The organism is Persicobacter psychrovividus, assembly GCF_036492425.1.
In the GTDB taxonomy this organism is placed as follows: domain Bacteria; phylum Bacteroidota; class Bacteroidia; order Cytophagales; family Cyclobacteriaceae; genus Persicobacter; species Persicobacter psychrovividus.
Window position 1 is genome coordinate 1,399,013 of record NZ_AP025292.1, and the last position, 18,005, is coordinate 1,417,017.

The following is an 18,005-nucleotide window of genomic DNA, read 5'->3' on the forward strand; positions in this document are numbered from 1 at the left end:
AAAAATAGAGAATTAATTGTCAAAAACGGTGCGGCCTCCCTCAATATTCTTGCACGAATGGAAAGAAATTTAGCAGGCAGCGGCTATGGGATAAAGAACCTTTTGACCTCATGGTGCTGCGGACTGTTGATTTGCAGGAGGTAAATCCCTGAGGCATAGCCTTGTGTGGGTAGTGAGCAGCTGCCGTGCAGTACACCTTCGAGGATTTTACTGAAAACCTGACGGCCATCAATACTGACGATCCTGAGCGCCACGTTGGCCGTTTGGGGCAGTTCGTAAACCAAATCATAAACGGCAGGGTGGCTCCCTTTGGTGGTCAGTCTGAACATTGGCTCATCTCCTCCCGAAGGGGAAATGGTAAACTGAGATTCATTCAGTTGCAGTAAGCGGTTGATTCCCACAGGCTGAATCCTGAGGTTCTTCATTAACAGGGAGGAAGAACTGTTATTCTGACCGTCCAACACCAGACGAATGGCCTGATTTCTGAAGGGCGTCAAGTCGATATAATGCTTTTTATAGCTTTTTCCTGTGGTATTTTCAAAATCGTTGTCGGTGAAGGTTTTAAGGTGCAACAGGTTTTCATTTTCAGGTTCGGAAATCAGCACACTGAATTGTGGCATAAAGCTGCTGTTTTCAGGGGTAACAGCGGTTTGGAAAGTAAGTGTCAGTGAATCTGATGGTGCTCCATCAAGGGGGAGCAGTGGGGAGATCAGGTATTGGGAACTGACGGATTGCTCCTCAAGGGCAGCGACAAAAGATTCGTCCTCCTGTTTTTTGCTGACCCATTGGGCCCCTTCAAAATTGGGCACCTGCCAGCCATCGGAATTGATGAACGGGTTATCAAATGCATGAAGATAAGGCAAACTTGCTGTCGCTGAATTGGCGGTAAGTTGTTGTTTTTTTTCCGCAAGAATTAATGCCGTATTCGGTTGGTGATTCACGCTGTCCACGGTAACGGTGAATAATTCGGACTGTTCAGGGAGCTGCGTTAATTTGAAAGCAAGGGTATCCGCGGATTTGGAAGCAATATTTACCTCGGTGGCTAAATCAGCCTTAAAACTGCCAAAACCAAGGTGGATATTGACGCTGGTGACCTGATTTTCCCCAAAATTTCGAAGGACAACTTTTAGGCTCGTCCGATCGCTGTTGGCAATCACTTCGGGGCTCAGGATTGCCCCAAGGCTAATGGCATTCTCCTCGAAATCTGGGTCCACCAAACCGTGACTGTCGAGCAACGAGGCTCTTCGAGGGCTGTTTTCCAGAACAATATGGGCTCTTGTTGCCTGATCATGGGTGAAGGCGTTCATACAGGCGTCAAAGGTGTAATCCATATAGTTTTCATACATATCCTCCGTGCCGCAGGAAAAGGGTGGATTGGCACCAAAGTTGGCGCAGTCGCCCTGTGTTTGCCTTGACTGTGGAGGGGTGTCAGTACAAAAATCATCGGAATTACAACCGCCCGCACCACTCACGTGCAATAGCCCAAAGAAGTGGCCGATCTCGTGCGTCAAGGTTCTTCCCAAATCATAGTCAGGGTCAATGTCGGGAAAGTTTCCCTTGGCGATGGATCCGCAGGCAATAAAATTAATCACCACTCCATCCTGCAGCGGGGCGCTTGGGGTGCCTACACCACCAATATCTGTTTCAGGCCAGGAAGCATAGCCAAGAATGCCATCACGCAGGGGGGCTACCCAAATATTGAGGTAGTCTTCTGAAGGCCAATAGGAGTAGGATTTTAGCTCGGCATCGAGGGAGGAGTTGCCCGAAGGGTCGCCCCAGTTGTTTCTCAGGCCATTTACTCTGGTGATGCCAGTTGTAGGGTTACCGAAAGGATCCTGTTTGGCCAAAACAAATTCAATGTTCAGGCTCGAAGCCACATCCTGAAATTCGGGACGGGTGAGGTTGGCATCGGCATTGGTTCTCTGGTAATCTTCATTGATCACGTCGAGCTGGGAGAGGATCTGCGCGGTGGAAATGTTGGAGCCCTCGCCAATTTGTTCGCCAGGGCGGTGAATGATATGAAAAACCACAGGAACGCGATAGCGTGTTTCATCCTCCTGTACGGCTGTTGAACGTAGGCGCTTTTGTTGCTGAATTTTCTTGGTGGTCATCCAATTTTCAAATTGCGAGGAGGGCGCATTGCTGGAGGGTCCGCTGTAATAGTTTTCTGAGGAACAGCGGGGTTTTATGGGGCCGACATTCTGCGCAAATGAAGGGAGGGACGTCAGCAGGAGAAAAAATAGGAATATATTTCTCACAGGATTGGGGTTACTGTGGTGGAGAATGAAAAAGCTATAAACCAGCTCTGCCTTCAGATTGATTTATAGCTTTTTAAAATTATAAGTATACTTATTTTGAAAGAGGGGTCAGGTTAATCGCAATCACTTCTTTGATGGAAGGGACTTGCTTTTTTATCGCTTCCTCGATGCCTGCCTTCATGGTCATCGGCGACATTGGGCATGAGCCACAGGCCCCGATCAATTCAACTTTGACCGTATGATCTTCAATGATCTCAACGACCTTGACATTTCCGCCGTCAGATTCAAGATATGGACGGATACTTTCCAAAGCCAGCTCGACCTCCGATAACAATGGGGATTCTTTCATGACAATTATTTTGTAATAATAACTCTTTCAGTTTTGTCTAAATTGGCATTGCGCATCGCTACTTGCTGTGCTACATTTTGCGCCAACACATCGAAAGCCTCGGATGTGATACTATCTTTCATAACGGCAGGGTACCCACTGTCTCCACTTTCGCGAATTTCCTGTACCAGAGGGATTTGACCCAAAAATGGCACCTTGAAACGTTCGGCCATGTGTTTTCCCCCATCTTTACCAAAAATATAGTATTTGTTCTCTGGCAATTCTTTAGGAGTAAAATAAGCCATATTTTCAATTAAACCTAAAATCGGTACATTGATTTGTGGCTGCTGGAACATCGATAGTCCTTTTTGTGCATCTACAATGGCGACTTTCTGTGGGGTAGTAACGACAACGGCTCCCGTAACGGCAACATTCTGGATCAAAGAAAGGTGGATGTCGCTGGTGCCTGGTGGTAAATCGACCACTAAATAATCGAGCGCTCCCCATTTGGTGTCGCCCAGAAATTGCTTGATGGCTGAAGTGGCCATAGGGCCCCGCCAGATTAGCGGGCTGTCAGCAGGAGTAAGAAATCCGATCGACATGACCTTAACGCCATATTGCTCAATGGGCAAGATCCAGGTTTTTTCGCCTTCTTTTTCCATCTCAGGTTGCTCATGCTCACAGTTGAACATGGTTGGGGCGGAAGGGCCATAGATGTCAGCATCCAGCAAGCCTACTTTGGCGCCTGTACGTGCCAAAGCGACAGCAAGGTTGGCAGAAACCGTAGATTTCCCTACGCCTCCTTTTCCCGATGCCACAGCAATAATGTTCTTTACTTCAGGTAAAAGGGGTGTTTTTGCCTGTGCACTTGTTACATCGTGTGTCATCTCTGGAATAACTTCCAGCTCACTATCGACCAACTGATGGATAGCCTCAATACAGTTATTTTTGATCAGCTCCTTGAGTGGACATGCGGGAGTGGTCAGGACCACCTTGAAGGCTACCGTAGGGCCTTCAATTTTAATGTCCTTGATCATGTTAAGGGTTACCAAATCTTTCTTCAGATCGGGGTCTTCAACCGTCGCAAGGGCTTTTATAATTTGTGATTCATTGATTGTCATTGATATATAAATCTATGATGAAGCCAAAGGCATTGATGTTGGTGGGTGGATTGAGTCCCTGGGGCACTCAGTCCTGTTTACCGACATGAAATTTAGGCTTTAAAAGATAAACAGACTCAAAATTAGTTATTTTTTTTGAATTTATATTTCATTATTCCTTCGAGCCCACATTTTAAACAGCTTGTATGGCTGAACTATTAGTTTTGTGGTAAAATAAAGCTAAATTTATTGTATAGAATGTCTTTCAGGCAGCATCTTCCTGTTTTATGATAGGGATATGCTTGATAAATCAGTACATTTGTAGGCTAAATTAGACAGGGATTTTTAACAAGAAAGTAAAGCATTGGGTATTAGTCAAAATACTGTTCAGCAAGTAAAAGATAGTATGGACATCGTGGATGTGGTGTCGGATTATGTCAGCTTGAAAAAAAAGGGACAAAACATGTGGGCTCCTTGCCCTTTCCATGAAGAGAAGACCCCTTCGTTCTCGGTGGCACCAACGAAAGGGTTTTACAAATGCTTCAGTTGTGGAAAAACCGGCGACCCAATACGCTTTGTGATGGAGATGGAAGGGATGGAATTCCCCGAAGCCATTCGCCATCTGGCGCAAAAATATGGCATTCCGATTGAGGAGACCAAACTGACAGAGGAAGTTAAGGAGGCCATCAGTTTCCGTGACCGATTGCATCAGGTCATGCATTTCGCCAAAGAACTCTATGTTCAGAACCTGTGGGAAAATAAAACCGGACGTGCGATAGGTTACAGCTACTTGCGCGAACGGGGAATGACCGACGAGATCATCAAAAATTTTGAGCTCGGCTATTCACTTGAAGAGTGGGAGGGATTTAGAAAGTCGGCAGAGAAGATGAACTATACTGTTCCTGAAATGGAAGGAGCAGGGATGGTGATTAATAAGGATGACGGCAAAAAAGTTTTCGACCGCTTCCGTGCCCGCGTGATGTTCCCTGTGCACAACCTTTCTGGGAAGATCATTGCCTTTGGTGCAAGAACGTTATCGACCAATAAAAAAGAAGCCAAATATCTTAACTCACCCGAAACAGAGATTTATCATAAATCTCGGGTGCTTTATGGTATTTATCAGGCAAAAGAACGCATCAGGAAAGAGGATAACTGTTACCTTGTAGAAGGCTATACAGATGTTATATCCATGCACATGTCGGGTGTGGAGAACGTGGTGGCCTCCTCGGGGACCTCCCTGACCGAAGATCAGATTAAACTGATCAAGCGTTTTACCAACAATATTACCGTACTTTTTGATGGCGACAGCGCAGGGGTAAAAGCCTCTTTGCGTGGGATTGCCATGATTTTGGCCGGAGGGCTCGATGTGCAGGCGGTCGCCTTTCCTGAAGGGGAAGACCCGGACAGTTATTCCCGCAAGATTGGGCCGAACGCTTTCCGTGAATACCTCAGCGATAAGAAAACCGACTTCATTACCTTCATTACGAATGTAATGCTAAAGGATGTCGGGAACGATCCGCTGAAAAAAACGCAGGTAGCCCGTCAGATTTTGGAAGTATTGGCCAAAATACCCGACGCCATCAAGCGGGATGTTTACCTGAAAACCTGTGCCAAATTACTGGAGATTTCTGAAGAAGCCCTGAAAAAAGAGCTGCAGGGAATCTTTGAGGAGGAGCAAAAGCGCAGTCAGTACCGTCCGCAGACCGGAGGAGCATCAACGCCACCGCCGTCAGCGCCACCACAAAATTACCCAGATTACGAGCCCGACTGGGCACCCTCGCCAGAGGAATTGATGGCTATAGGTGAAATTCCTGAGCCTTCAAAAACAAATGTCCCAGTACAGGAAACGGCCTATTCCGCAGATGTAGAACTTCTTCTTCGTCATGAGCGTGAAGCCCTGCGCATGTTATTGTGCTATGGCCAACTGGATGTGGAAGAAGGGAAGTCTGTGGCAGTGTATCTACAGGAAGAATTGCAGGGCGTGGACATTCTTGAAGAACGCCATCAAGGAATTTTTGAGGTATATTACAAACGCCTTGGTCTTGATCAGGATGTTTCGGGCACTGCGATGCTGGGAGCTACCGAAGGTGAAGAACGAGCGTTGGTGGATACCCTGATTTCCGTAAAATATAAATTGAGTGGATGGATGGATCGGCACCAGATCAATGTGCCCGTGGAGCAGGATAACCTGGGGCATAATCTGTACAAGGTTATTGTTAACCTGAAGTCGGCACATTTCGACCGTATGGAAGGACAATTGCAAGCACAGCTTGAGGAAAGCCATATTTCTGGCGATGAACAATTGATGATGGAAACGCTTGCAATGATTGTAGAGCTGCAAAATATGCGTAAGCAACTGCATCAGGAGGCACACCAGAACAGGTACAAACTATAACGGTTTCTCATCCAAGCATGAAAAGTAAAGACAACAAACATATGAAAAACGAACGACTTTTAGACCCCGTAGAGGAAGGCATCGAGGCCATCCGCAGAGGTGAGGTGATTATCGTAGTGGACGATGAGGACCGTGAAAATGAAGGGGATTTTATTTGTTCAGCTGAAAAAGTAACCCCTGAGATTATAAACTTTATGGCCACTCATGGTCGTGGTCTGATCTGCGCATCCCTGACAGAGGAACGATGTGCTGAGCTGGGGCTTGATATGATGGTCGGGAAAAATACGGCAGAGTTCGAAACCGCCTTTACGGTTTCTGTAGATTTGATCGGCCATGGTTGTACCACAGGAATTTCTGCCCATGATCGTTCAAAAACGGTGCGTGCATTGGTGGACCCCAATACCAAGGGGACAGATTTGGGCCGACCAGGTCATATCTTTCCTTTAAAAGCCAGAAATGGTGGGGTGTTGCGCCGTTCGGGGCACACTGAAGCAACCATCGATTTGGCTCGCCTTGCAGGAGACCAGCCAGCAGGTTGTTTGGTGGAAATCCTTAACGAGGATGGCTCCATGGCTCGTTTGCCTCAGTTGCGGAAAATTGCGGATAAACATCAGCTTAAATTGATCTCTATTGAGGATTTGATCGCCTACCGTATGCGTCACGACAGCTTGATTGAGCGTGAAGTGGAGGTGGCTATGCCTACTGAATATGGGGATTTCCGCATGGTGGCCTACAAGCAAAAAACAACCGGGGAGAATCATTTGGCTTTGGTGAAAGGAAGCTGGAAGGAAGATGAGCCGGTATTGGTGCGTGTTCATTCCTCCTGTGTTACCGGCGACATTTTTGGCTCTTGCCGATGCGATTGTGGCGAGCAATTACATCGGGCAATGCAAGCGGTAGAAAAAGAAGGAAAGGGTATTGTTCTTTATATGAATCAGGAAGGTCGCGGGATCGGACTGGTCAATAAGCTGAAGGCCTATGAACTGCAGGAGCAGGGTTACGATACCGTGGAGGCCAATTTGAAGTTGGGCTTTAAATCGGATCAGCGGGATTACGGCGTTGGGGCACAGATTCTCCGTGACCTTAATGTGAGTAAAATTCGCCTCATTTCCAATAATCCCAAGAAACGTATGGGACTGACAGGCTACGGATTGGAGATTGTCGAACGCGTTTCTATTGAAGTGAAACCTAATAAATTCAACGAAACCTACCTAAAGACCAAGCGTGATAAAATGGATCACGAAATTCTGAAAGGGAAGTAATGGATGAAAAATATACAAAACTGCAGGTTATTCACTTGCAGTTTTTTTTGTGTTCAAATTTTAGCACCACCGAAGCCCTGTCATGTTCATGGCTTGTTTTTGTTGATCCCTTTTTTTTACTGATGTATTTTCAGCCGACCTTTACAAGGGGTTGAATCAGTTAGTGGCTATTCGGATTATTACATCGATATTACACCGCTTCAGTAACTTAACGAACAATAAGGGGGTTGTTGATAGTACACCAACCTGTTTAACATGCGCCTTTTGATAATTATGCTTTGTAGTTTGTCGCTGAGCTTTCCCCTGCAGGCGAAGCATTTTTATGTTGATAAGAATAATCCATTTTTTGATGCTTCAAAACAGGGGGTTCAGCCAGGAGACAGCATCATGCTTGTTGCGGGCAATTATCCTTTTGTTGGATTGGTGAATATTCGGGGGAGTGCGCAGCAGCCGATATTGATCCTTGCGCAGGGCGGACAAGTAACAATTGGAGGCCAGGGACACCACTATGGTGTGAGTATTCGTGACTGTCAGCATTTTCGGTTTACGGGCAAAGGACTCCCTGGTATTTCGAATGGTATCGTGATCACAGATCAAAAAAATACAGGTCTGGGAATAACAGGAACGTCATCAGATTATGAAATTGACCATATTGAAATTTCTAAAACAGGCTTTGCAGGTATTCAGGTAAAGTGCGATCCTATTTGTGATCAGCCATCTACTTGGGCAGAAAACTTCACGATAAAAAATATCCGTATTCATGATAATTTTATCCACGATACTGGCGGCGAGGGAATGTATATTGGTCATACGGGGCACGCCATTAAGCAGGGTAACTGTAAAGGGTTGCACCCTCCGAAAATGAGCAATGTTTATATCGCATTCAACACGATTGAGCGTACTGGATGGGATGGAATTCAGGTGACCAATGCCATTGAAGATGTTGTGATTCTGGGAAATCAGCTTATTGATTTTTCGCAGGCAAAACACCGAAATCATTCGTCGGGCATTTTTGTGGGAGAAGGCAGTTACAATGTTTCGGTGTCCAATAATCAGGTGATCAACGGCAACGGAGCCTCTTTGGCCCTTTTTTCTGCCAATGCCATGATGGTGTTCAATAATTACATTTCCTTCAGTGGTGCTGACGGAATTTACATCGGGAAACGCATCAGCAACCCCGTCGAGCAATTGGTTATTACGGGCAATACGATTGTCAACCCCAAAGACCATGGTATCATTACCTATAATAGTACCATCGGCTTGACGGTCATCAGGAACAATATGATTGTTGAACCACAGAAAATTTATGAGTATAAATTTAAGAAAAAGGCCCGTGCCTATATCATGATCCCCGACCATGTTACTGTGCGGCTGGACAGTGTGAAAAATTTGAAAATCCCCCAACTTGATGAAAAGGTAGGGGAGCAAATTCGAATGAATAACCCGCGGTATGCCGATAACGACAAGCTGTTTAATTTTATTTTCGACAAGAAATTTAATGCTGAAACTGCTGATTGATGGTCTTGTGGATCGAGAATGAAAGGATTTGGATTTTTTTCTTTAATCCCACGACTTTTTTGACATAAAATCGTTTTATATTTAGTGGAATAAGTCAACCTCCTATACAATGAAGCAAAAATTTCTTTTCGCCATATTTTTCATTTTCTGTTTTCAGCAACTCAAAGCACAGTCGTCGAGGCAGTTCCCCTCAGAGATGTGGCATCTTGGGGAGTTGGTGTTACTTAGTGGCGATACCCTTTCTGGCGCATTAAAGTATGATTTTGGCAATGATGCCGTTTTGATAAATGCCAAAAATAAAATCAGAACCTACAGTGCCCGAAAAATCCTCTTTTTTGAAATTTATGACTCCACAGTGGAGGATTACCGCGAGTTTTTTGCCATTCCTTATCGGGTAAGGTCGAATTATAAAATTCCAGTGATTTTTGAAGTGCTGCACGAAGGTCCGCTGACTTTACTCTCACGGGAAGAAATTGTGCAGGAAACCACCGCCCAAAATTACAACTATGGCTATTATGGTGGATTCCCTCAGAATAATTATTACGCCACCCAAAGAAAATTACGACACGATTATTTTTACCTTGACCTGAAAGGGAAGGTCGTTTCTTTTGATATGAAGAAGCGAACACTACTGCATATCATGCGGCGGTATTCTTCCGAGATTAAGCGATTTGTTAAGGAGAACAGACTCCATTTCAATGATCAGAATGATCTAATCAGGATTACCGATTACTATAACACCTTGGTATCGGAAGGTAATTCTAAAGTAAAATCATAAAAATGGAGGGGTTAAGCCCCTTTTTTTATGGGCAAACACCTTTTTAGCATTTATCTTTGCACAAAACGAATTCAGTAAAACTTATGAATAAACCATTAATCCTAATTACGAATGATGACGGTATCACCTCGCCAGGCATCAAGGTTCTTGTAGAAACCATGGAAAGAATAGGGGAGGTCGTCGTTGTGGCGCCCGATTCTCCACAATCAGGTATGGGGCACGCCATTACTATTGGCGAGGTTCTGCGGGTGAAAGAAGAAGTACATCTTTTTGGGGATGTAGAGGCTTTCAGTTGCTCTGGAACCCCTGCCGACTGCGTGAAAATTGCTAAAGCGGAAGTTTTAAAAGGTAGAAATATTGATTTGGTGGTCAGTGGGATCAATCATGGCGCCAATACTTCTATCTCGGTACTTTATTCAGGAACGATGTCAGCGGCGATCGAAGGGGCCATCGAGGGCATTCCATCCATCGGATTTTCTTTATGTGAGTTTGGTTGGGATTCTGACTTTTCCCACGTGGTAAGATATGTTGAGCGTATTGCACGCAAGGTATTGGAAAATGGCTTGCCAAAAGACATTACCCTGAATGTCAATTTCCCTGTAAAGCAGGAGGAACCTATACGCGGCATTAAGGTCTGTCGACAGGGCCGTGCCGTTTGGCAGGAGGAATTTGATAAACGCACCGACCCAATGGGACGAAATTATTATTGGATGGCTGGGCAGTTTAATAACCAGGATACTGGCGAAGACAATGACGTCTGGGCAATCGAAAATAATTATGTAGCGGTCGTTCCTACTCAGTTTGATTTATCGGCTTATAAGGCGATTGATTTGCTGAAAACGTGGGAATTATAATTACCAAAATATTGATGAAGCCTGAGGTAACCCTGCCTCGGGCTTTTTTTTGCCCAAACTATTTTTAAATCTTACACAGATGAAAATAATAATTTTATTTGGTAGATATATTTTATTCAATATATATGCGGTTTGAAAGGTCAAAATTCAAATTTGAATGAAAAATGATGATCATTTTATGAGAATGTTTCATCAGAATTAATTTCAGTATGTCTAAGATTAACTATTTTTTACACCACCCACTAACTTTTCTAACAACATTTGAGCACGATTTAATCGTAATAAAATTAAACAACTCAAATATGAAAAACCTAATTGCTTTGCTTTCGATAATTACATTATTCTCCTGTTCAGAAGATGTAGTTCCTCAGTTTATTCAGATTACTCCATACGAAATTCAATCTCAAACCTCCCAAATTGGGGATGGTAGTATGATGGTTGGTACGTGGCGAGTAACCCAACTACAATTCGATAATTATAACTCAGTAGATACTTTGTATGCAAGTATGGAGTTAGTGTTTGGTAAAAATGGCACTGTTGTGGTGAACGGCTCAAAAGTAGATGGGCAAGGGGTATGGCAAAGTGATCCTAATAACAATCAGTTATTTGTTGCGGGCTTACCTTTGGTGTTTAATACAAACCACCGTTTAAACGAAGAACGAGATCAGGGGAATCCGGCTTGGTTTATTTTTAACGACAATAATCAATTAGTAATATTTGATAATAACGATAGAGAAAAATTTATATTGACTAAAGCTAATTAAGAAGGCGCCCCTCGGGGCGCTTTTTTAGTAGGGGTCTACATCGCTGATAATATGCGTTTTTGCAAAAGCTTTTTGAGCGTAAGTTTCAATGACTGCCTGCTGAATCAATGACTTCACCCTTTTTAAATCCACACCCTCCCGCTCAATTTTTATGGTAATTTCCCGAAGGAATAAGTTGCGGATTTTTGAAATATAAGGGGTCTGTGCACCGAGCACACGTTGCTTACCAATCCATTCCTCCAACACGGCATTTAAATACAGGGCGGCCTGCTGACATACCTGCTCATCGGGATTTTTTATGGTAATTTTTATCAGTCTCCGAAAGGGAGGGTACTGAAACTCTAAACGTTCGGCGAGTTCCTGTTTGAATAAACCTTTAAAATCCTGCTGAATTACTTTTTGCAAAACATCCTGATCTGTTTGTCTGGTTTGGATAATAACCCTTCCTTGTTGTGAGGCTCGGCGACCAGCTCGTCCTCCCACCTGTGTAATCATCTGATATGCCCGTTCATTGGCTCTGAAGTCAGGGAAACGAAGCATTCTGTCGGCATCTACCACCCCCACTAAAGTTACCCCACCAAAATCAAGTCCTTTGGTTACAATCTGTGTACCGATCAGAATATCAATTTTTTGTTGTTCGAAATCATCGATAATCACCTGGTAGCTGTTTTTGTTCCGTGTGGTATCCAGGTCCATACGTTGAATACTGTAATCAGGGAAAATATTTTGCAGATCTTCTTCAAGCTTTTGGGTACCAAACCCCTGAGTGGATAGCTTTACCGACCCACAGGCAAAACAGTCCATCGGAACTTTGTCCTGATGCCCACAATAATGGCAGATCAATTCATTGCGGTGCTGGTGCAAGGTCAGTGAAACAGCGCAATTCGGGCATTGATGGGAGGTGCCACAATCTTCACAGATAAGTATTGGGGCATAGCCACGGCGGTTCTGGAAGATGATCACCTGCTCGCCTTTACCCACCGTTTCCTTGATCGCATTGATCAGTACGCTGCTGTAATCACCAACCATGGTTTTCTTTTTGCGCTCCCTGCTAATATCTACCAATTGCATTTTTGGAAGTTGGGCATCGCCAAATCTTTCTGTCAGTTGTACCAAATGGTACTTCTTTTCCTGTGCCAAAAAGAGCTGCTCGAAAGAGGGGGTCGCTGATCCCATAATAATGGGGCAATGGTGTAAGTGCGCCAGGATCAGTGCCGCATCTGCTGCATAATATCTGGGGTTGGGCTCATGTTGTTTGTAGGAAATCTCGTGGGATTCATCAACGATGATCAATCCCAAATTGTCAAAGGGTAACAATAATGAAGAGCGCACCCCGACGACAAACTGAATTTGCCCATTAACAACACCATTCCATACCTCTACACGTTCTTGGTCAGAATATTTTGAATGGTAAATTCCCATCTGTTCCCCAAAATAATGTGCCAGTCGATCTACGATCTGGGTGGTAAGGGCGATTTCTGGCAACATCAAAAGCACCTGTGTGCCTGCCTCAAGCGCTTGCTGAATGAGGTCTATGTATATCTCTGTTTTCCCTGAACCTGTTATTCCATGGAATAATACGGGCTTACCACTTCCCATGCCTTCGATAATTTCGGCTTTGGCTTTCTCCTGCGCTTCGGTAAGTGTAATGGTGGATCTGTCAGGGATTTGGTCACGGCCGAGGCGGGAAACCTGTACCTCAAACTCCTCCATAATCTGATTTTTTACCAGCGTTTTAATGGAAGATGCAGACACATTCTGTGCGACCAAAGCCTTTTTTTCCAAACCAACATTGTTGAGTTCAGGGTGATCAAAAATATTGACAGACTGAAGATATCGCATCACACATTCCAGTCCTTTTTGCTTTTTTTCAAGCAAGCCAAACAATTGATTTAAGGCGGTTTCTTCTGCCCAGTGTGCCTTTAATCGGACTCTTTTTTCTTTTTTAGGATTGTATTTTTCTTTGACATGTTCAAAGATGATGATGGCCTGCTTCTCAATCAGGGATTTGATATGTGGGGCGTACTGCTTTACACCGATAATTTTAGGCACCTCTTTCATGTCTACATGTGGGTGCTGACTCAAATGCGCTAAAAGCAGCTGCTCACGCTCATTCAAGGGCTCTTCTGTAGTCTCTAAATCGAAATCAGGGTGCAGCTGAACCCGTGATTCCGAACTGATTTTCATGCCTGAAGGTAGTACCGCTTTCAACACTTCCCCAATAGTACAAAGATAATAAGAGGCCATCCAGCGCATAAATTGGATTTGAACAGGACTGACTATGGGCTCATTATCGAGGATATTATCGATAAATTTGGTGTTGTATTTTGGGGGATTTTGATGAAGTTTATTGATGATTCCCGTGGTGATTTTTGAGCCAAACGGGACAATTACTCGAAAGCCGACTGAAAGAAAACCTACCATATTAGGTGGGATTTCATAGGTAAATAACTTAGGAACAGCAACAGGCAAGATCACATCGGCATAATGCGCAGGTGATTTTGGCGTATCGAATAAAGACATACTCAAATTTTTCAGGCATAAAAAAAGGCAGTAAAAAAATTACTGCCTTTAAATTTATCATTAATTCTTTAAAACAACCCGCTAAACTGGCTCAAAACCACTAAAATTAATATATAAATAATGACCGTTCCAATGGCCTGACGCTTATGATAGCGGCGGTTTTTACCTATAATTTTATCCCAGGCGTAAGTGATAATCAGAAAGGCAAAGGCGATATTTATGACCAAATTCACCACAATTATTGGCAGTAGCGGCAATAATGCGGAAGCGTCTGCCGACTGAAGTGCCTTAAAATCAATCGCAGCACTCTCGGGCATTAGGGCGCCGATAAGCGTGCTGATCACGATGTAGCCAATAACGAGAATCCAGGTTAAATTAATACCCTTCGTGTCTCCTGTGCGCCGTAAATTGGAAGAGAACAGGATAATTCCTAACAGTGGCGTGATGAAAATCGACGTCAGAGCAATGGATACCTTTGAATACAAACTTGGTACAGGCTGCAATTTTTTGTCTTTAATCAGCTTGCTGATCTGCTCCTCGTTCAGAACAATTTTCTTGCTGCCATCCGTTTGGTTGGTCACCTGAATGCCTTCTCCCTCTTTAATTTGCGGCTTCGGTCGTTCTTTGCGATCTTTTATTTCTTGTGCGGCCGCTTCAACGTAGAGCGCTGCATATTTTTCTCTATTCTTGATAACCTCCGAAAGTTCTTCGTCGGTCATTTTGACCATGGTCCCTTTGAAATAATTTGCCAACTTTGATAATCTTTTGGTGGACACTGTAACTGTATGCAAAAATGATGCTTAATGCTAAAAATTGGGGTATGCCTATTTTTTAACACCTGTATTTTTGCGCAAAGTTTAATTCATACTTGAATTAATGTAATAATTGCCAGCAGACAATGTCGTGATTTTTAATTTCAATAATACCCGTGAAGATATGAAAAATCTTGAAGGTTTGGGGCTATTTCCCTGCGGCTGTTCTTAAATTATTTTGAATAGTGCTACATTCCTCCATTACCGTCTGATATTTTACCCATAGATTTGCACGGAATTACACCTTTTACAAAATTCTCCCTATTTGATGTTTTGCCCAAGAATTTAATCACAGCAAACCACCCCATAGGATTTCATTCCTTAGGGGATGTGGCATAACGATGATTGCAATTAATCAAACCAAATCAAATTTGCTCACACCCATTTAATCCGAAGTAGAGGAGGGGCAGCATAAAATTTGGATATAGCGCTTCCATGGACAGTTGCGCAACAGCCTCTCGATTCCCTAAAAATATTCTGTGCGAAATTGTACAATCTGTGGACGTTAAAAATACCCTGAATTGAAGGGGCAATAGCGCTTATGTCAGGAATTTTTCTTGTTGCGCCTTCAGCGACTGAATTTCAGCGGATAAGTCAATATGGTTGGGCAGGGCAGCCATTTTGGACAATGTTGTGCGAATGAATTTTTGGTGTTCAGGGGTTTGCGGGAAGAATGGGCGATGCCGTGCGGCTTTTTTCAAATTCCCGACCAACCTAACCTGTGCCTGTGCCGAAGCGCTGAGGTAGGTGGCCTTGAAGCGGTCATAAATGATCTCTTCGGCCAAATGGCTGGGGTGGGTAAGGTCATCCGCATAATATCGATAGTCGCGCAGTTCGTCCATCATAATCTCAAAAGTAGGAAAATATTCGCAGCAGGAGTGCTGACTGACAATTTCATCCACAGCCAATTTCAATATAGCTTTGGATTTACTGTTTTGAACAGCGCCATCTTTCAGGTGACGTACAGGACTTACTGAAAAGAGGACCTGAATATCGGGCTGAAGGTTTTTTATTTTAGGCAACAGTTTTTCAAATTCGGAAGTGATTTGAGCAATGGTCAGCATTTTTCGGTCAAATGCTTTGGCGGGTATTTTATGACAGTTCCCTACCAACTGTTGATCACTTTTTCGGTAGTAAACAAAAGCAGTGCCGAGGGTAATAATGAGGAGTTTGGATTCGAGAATTTGTTTTTTTACCTGCCGCTGTATTTTCGTCAGTTTGTCAATCAAAGCTTCCTTCGAAAGCTCGGCACAATCGGAATGAAAATGAAAATGTCGCCACACCGATTGTACTTCTACAAGATCATGCACTTGGATGGGGTGCTCGTCCATTGCCCAGCTCAGGGCATTAAACACACTTGCAGGGTTGTACAAAGGCCCATAGGGGTTGCTTAAAACCTGAAAACCTCCCTCCTGAAGTCGGGAACCAGTAACTTCGGCGAAACAAGATCCTATGGTTAAGACTTTATCCGCAGGCTGCAGGCTGATATTTGTTGTGGGATTTGGAACTGCCGTTGTCAGATTCATAATGGTAAAGGGCTCGTAAATCAGCTGATCGATTTCCTAACTTGATGAGGGGTGAATGGTGTTCCGTAAAATGAGGCTGTTGCATGACGACATGCGTGATGCGACAGCCTCTTTATCGGTTAGTGGTGTAAGCCGAAAATACCGATGTTTTTTTAAATATAAACGCAAGAACCACCCATTATTCTTTGGATGGATAGCTGGATTAGGCGTTATCGTGGGCTTTGTTTTTAGGGGTCAGTATAAACAGTCGTTTTAATGCTAAGAATTTTTGATTATTCCATAAACTTCTACATCCATACCTAAATATGTAGTTTCGAATAGCACTTTCATTCCATTTTTGACTGCTACATTTATCGAGTCATAATTTTCCTTATCAATAATTGAAACAAGACGGTCTGCTTTGATTTTCTCAAAACCATATTTTTTCATTTGTTCGGCTAATTCTGTCCCATATCCATTTTTCCAAAATTTGGGCAGTAAAGAGTAAGCGATCTCAAATTCATTTTTGCTTTCCAATGTTCTTGGTATTATACCACCAACTCCGATGAATTCATCTGTCTCCTTCAATTCTACCGCTAAATGTCCTAAGCCTTCCTTTTCATACCTCTTCAGTTGCCTTTCTATCCATTCTGCTGCGAGAGTATCAGGTTTTTTTGACAAATCAATTCCTAAAAATTTTAATCTATCATTACCTACAAAAAAGGCTCTCCACGAAGGAATATCTTCTATCTCAAGTTTTCTGAATTTCAGTCTTTCTGATTCTTGTTTAAAGTAATTCATTTTTTACTACATCTGTTCTAATTGTAAACAACTACTCGCTAAACCCACTGTCATAAACCGATTGATCTATGGATAAAAACTGAAATTATTCAACAGACAGCTCCTTAGTCGGTGGTTTTTGCGGTGATGAGTTCGTAAATCAGGTGACTGGCCAGTTTAGCCGTGCGATCATCAATATCAAATTTCGGGTTGAGCTCGGCAATATCCATGCTCAATAATTTCCCTGATTTGGCAATTCGACGGACCATGGAGGAAATCACTTCAGGAAATGTGCCGCAGGAATTCAATGCGCTGACTCCTGGAGCGAAAGGCGCGGAAAAGACGTCCATATCGATGGTCAGGTAGATGAAATCACAACGATTGATGAATTTATGCACCGTATGCGCCAGGTCGTGAATATGGCTGATGTGCATCTCGTAATAAGGCACATGGTGCACATTCAGCTCTTCAGCAGTCTGAAATAATTTTCGCGTGTTCGCCGCAGGGTTAATACCCATGACTTCATACAAAAAGGGGGTGTTTTCTGCTTTGCAAAGTTCCGCAATTTGAAAAAACGGTGTTCCACTCGAAGGGCCTTCGGTAGGTGTCCGCAGGTCAAAATGCGCATCAAAATTGATGATCCCCAATTTTTTGTCAGGATGGTGTTTTTTCACCCATTGATGCAATCCCTGATAGTGCCCAAAAGAAATTTCATGTCCTCCACCAAGGACGATAGGCAGTGTGTTGCGTTCCAAAAGCTGGCGGACGCGTTTGCCAAGTTCTGTCTGCGCATGCTCCATATCGTGATTGACACAGGAAACGTCGCCTGCCTCCAGGAGTTTGACTTTCGCCTCGTCGAAATGAACGGCAGTACTGCTCATTACTTTTCGCATGACTTCAGGGCCTTTGACAGCGCCAATACGTCCCTTGTTTCTTTTTACACCTTCATCACTGCGGAAACCTAAAAAGGCAAAACGTTTACTTTGGTCATCTAATGGAGAGGAGGCGTCAAGGTCCAAACCTTCCACTACCTGATGCCAACGGTGGCCTAACGATCCGTCTTCAATATCAACTCTTCCATGCCATTGGCGTAAATCGGGGCTTGTGTAGCTCATGAGAATGTAATTG

At 43.7% G+C, this 18,005-nt stretch carries 14 protein-coding genes; 6 read left to right on the plus strand and 8 right to left on the minus strand.

Translation table 11 applies throughout. The features are described 5' to 3' along the window. Positions 1 to 83: 83 nt before the first annotated feature. The 3 genes from AABK40_RS06160 to AABK40_RS06170 form a co-directional block, all read right to left on the minus strand. Positions 84 to 2,258, minus strand: coding sequence for a M43 family zinc metalloprotease (locus AABK40_RS06160; RefSeq protein WP_338397945.1), 2,175 nt, complete (start codon positions 2,256 to 2,258; stop codon positions 84 to 86). Positions 2,259 to 2,349: 91 nt separating this feature from the next. After that, the gene (locus tag AABK40_RS06165) at positions 2,350 to 2,607 is read right to left on the minus strand and encodes a NifU family protein (RefSeq protein WP_332920545.1); all 258 of its coding nucleotides are present in this window, start codon (positions 2,605 to 2,607) and stop codon (positions 2,350 to 2,352) included. A gap of 5 nt (positions 2,608 to 2,612) precedes the next feature. Further along, a complete protein-coding gene (locus AABK40_RS06170; RefSeq protein ID WP_338397946.1) occupies positions 2,613 to 3,707 on the minus strand; it encodes an Mrp/NBP35 family ATP-binding protein in 1,095 nt (364 codons plus the stop codon). Between the two features lie 343 nt (positions 3,708 to 4,050). Between AABK40_RS06170 and dnaG the strand changes: the two genes are divergently transcribed. The 6 genes from dnaG (at position 4,051) to AABK40_RS06200 (ending at position 11,257) form a co-directional block, all read left to right on the plus strand. Next, positions 4,051 to 6,081 (plus strand): DNA primase, encoded by a 2,031-nt coding sequence (gene dnaG, locus AABK40_RS06175; RefSeq protein WP_338397947.1) that lies wholly within the window; start codon positions 4,051 to 4,053, stop codon positions 6,079 to 6,081. A gap of 41 nt (positions 6,082 to 6,122) precedes the next feature. Then, entirely contained in the window at positions 6,123 to 7,343 is a 1,221-nt protein-coding gene (locus AABK40_RS06180; protein ID WP_332920548.1) for a bifunctional 3,4-dihydroxy-2-butanone-4-phosphate synthase/GTP cyclohydrolase II, read from the plus strand. A 255-nt stretch (positions 7,344 to 7,598) separates the two neighbouring features. Further along, on the plus strand, positions 7,599 to 8,861 hold the full coding sequence (locus AABK40_RS06185) for a right-handed parallel beta-helix repeat-containing protein (protein ID WP_338397948.1): 1,263 nt from the start codon (positions 7,599 to 7,601) through the stop codon (positions 8,859 to 8,861). Between the two features lie 109 nt (positions 8,862 to 8,970). Next, the gene (locus AABK40_RS06190) at positions 8,971 to 9,639 is read left to right on the plus strand and encodes a hypothetical protein (RefSeq protein ID WP_332920550.1); all 669 of its coding nucleotides are present in this window, start codon (positions 8,971 to 8,973) and stop codon (positions 9,637 to 9,639) included. A gap of 83 nt (positions 9,640 to 9,722) precedes the next feature. Continuing rightward, positions 9,723 to 10,493 (plus strand): 5'/3'-nucleotidase SurE, encoded by a 771-nt coding sequence (surE, locus tag AABK40_RS06195; protein ID WP_332920551.1) that lies wholly within the window; start codon positions 9,723 to 9,725, stop codon positions 10,491 to 10,493. A 302-nt stretch (positions 10,494 to 10,795) separates the two neighbouring features. Next, positions 10,796 to 11,257 (plus strand): hypothetical protein, encoded by a 462-nt coding sequence (locus tag AABK40_RS06200; protein WP_332920552.1) that lies wholly within the window; start codon positions 10,796 to 10,798, stop codon positions 11,255 to 11,257. 24 nt (positions 11,258 to 11,281) lie between these two features. On the opposite strand, the gene priA is transcribed toward AABK40_RS06200, so the two are convergent. The 5 genes from priA to hutG form a co-directional block, all read right to left on the minus strand. Next, positions 11,282 to 13,780 carry a replication restart helicase PriA gene (gene priA, locus AABK40_RS06205; protein WP_332920553.1) on the minus strand — a complete coding sequence of 833 codons (2,499 nt, stop codon included), beginning with the start codon at positions 13,778 to 13,780 and terminating at the stop codon, positions 11,282 to 11,284. 68 nt (positions 13,781 to 13,848) lie between these two features. Then, positions 13,849 to 14,532: a hypothetical protein gene (locus tag AABK40_RS06210; RefSeq protein WP_338397949.1), complete on the minus strand. Its 684-nt coding sequence runs from the start codon at positions 14,530 to 14,532 to the stop codon at positions 13,849 to 13,851. Between the two features lie 599 nt (positions 14,533 to 15,131). Continuing rightward, positions 15,132 to 16,118: a GSCFA domain-containing protein gene (locus AABK40_RS06215; protein WP_338397950.1), complete on the minus strand. Its 987-nt coding sequence runs from the start codon at positions 16,116 to 16,118 to the stop codon at positions 15,132 to 15,134. A gap of 258 nt (positions 16,119 to 16,376) precedes the next feature. Then, positions 16,377 to 16,898, minus strand: a complete 522-nt coding sequence (locus tag AABK40_RS06220) for a GNAT family N-acetyltransferase (protein ID WP_338397951.1) — start codon at positions 16,896 to 16,898, stop codon at positions 16,377 to 16,379. A 104-nt stretch (positions 16,899 to 17,002) separates the two neighbouring features. Then, on the minus strand, positions 17,003 to 17,992 hold the full coding sequence (gene hutG / locus AABK40_RS06225) for a formimidoylglutamase (protein ID WP_332920556.1): 990 nt from the start codon (positions 17,990 to 17,992) through the stop codon (positions 17,003 to 17,005). Between the last annotated feature and the right edge of the window lie 13 nt (positions 17,993 to 18,005).

Bases quoted from the DNA above. Each gene is read 5' to 3' on its own strand.
- AABK40_RS06165 (WP_332920545.1), bottom strand. From the start codon at position 2,607: ATGAAAGAATCCCCATTGTTATCGGAGGTCGAGCTGGCTTTGGAAAGT.
- AABK40_RS06170 (WP_338397946.1), bottom strand. From the start codon at position 3,707: ATGACAATCAATGAATCACAAATTATAAAAGCCCTTGCGACGGTTGAA.
- AABK40_RS06180 (WP_332920548.1), top strand. From the start codon at position 6,123: ATGAAAAACGAACGACTTTTAGACCCCGTAGAGGAAGGCATCGAGGCC.
- AABK40_RS06185 (WP_338397948.1), top strand. From the start codon at position 7,599: ATGCGCCTTTTGATAATTATGCTTTGTAGTTTGTCGCTGAGCTTTCCC.
- AABK40_RS06190 (WP_332920550.1), top strand. From the start codon at position 8,971: ATGAAGCAAAAATTTCTTTTCGCCATATTTTTCATTTTCTGTTTTCAG.
- surE (WP_332920551.1), top strand. From the start codon at position 9,723: ATGAATAAACCATTAATCCTAATTACGAATGATGACGGTATCACCTCG.
- AABK40_RS06200 (WP_332920552.1), top strand. From the start codon at position 10,796: ATGAAAAACCTAATTGCTTTGCTTTCGATAATTACATTATTCTCCTGT.
- priA (WP_332920553.1), bottom strand. From the start codon at position 13,780: ATGTCTTTATTCGATACGCCAAAATCACCTGCGCATTATGCCGATGTG.
- AABK40_RS06215 (WP_338397950.1), bottom strand. From the start codon at position 16,118: ATGAATCTGACAACGGCAGTTCCAAATCCCACAACAAATATCAGCCTG.
- AABK40_RS06220 (WP_338397951.1), bottom strand. From the start codon at position 16,898: ATGAATTACTTTAAACAAGAATCAGAAAGACTGAAATTCAGAAAACTT.
- hutG (WP_332920556.1), bottom strand. From the start codon at position 17,992: ATGAGCTACACAAGCCCCGATTTACGCCAATGGCATGGAAGAGTTGAT.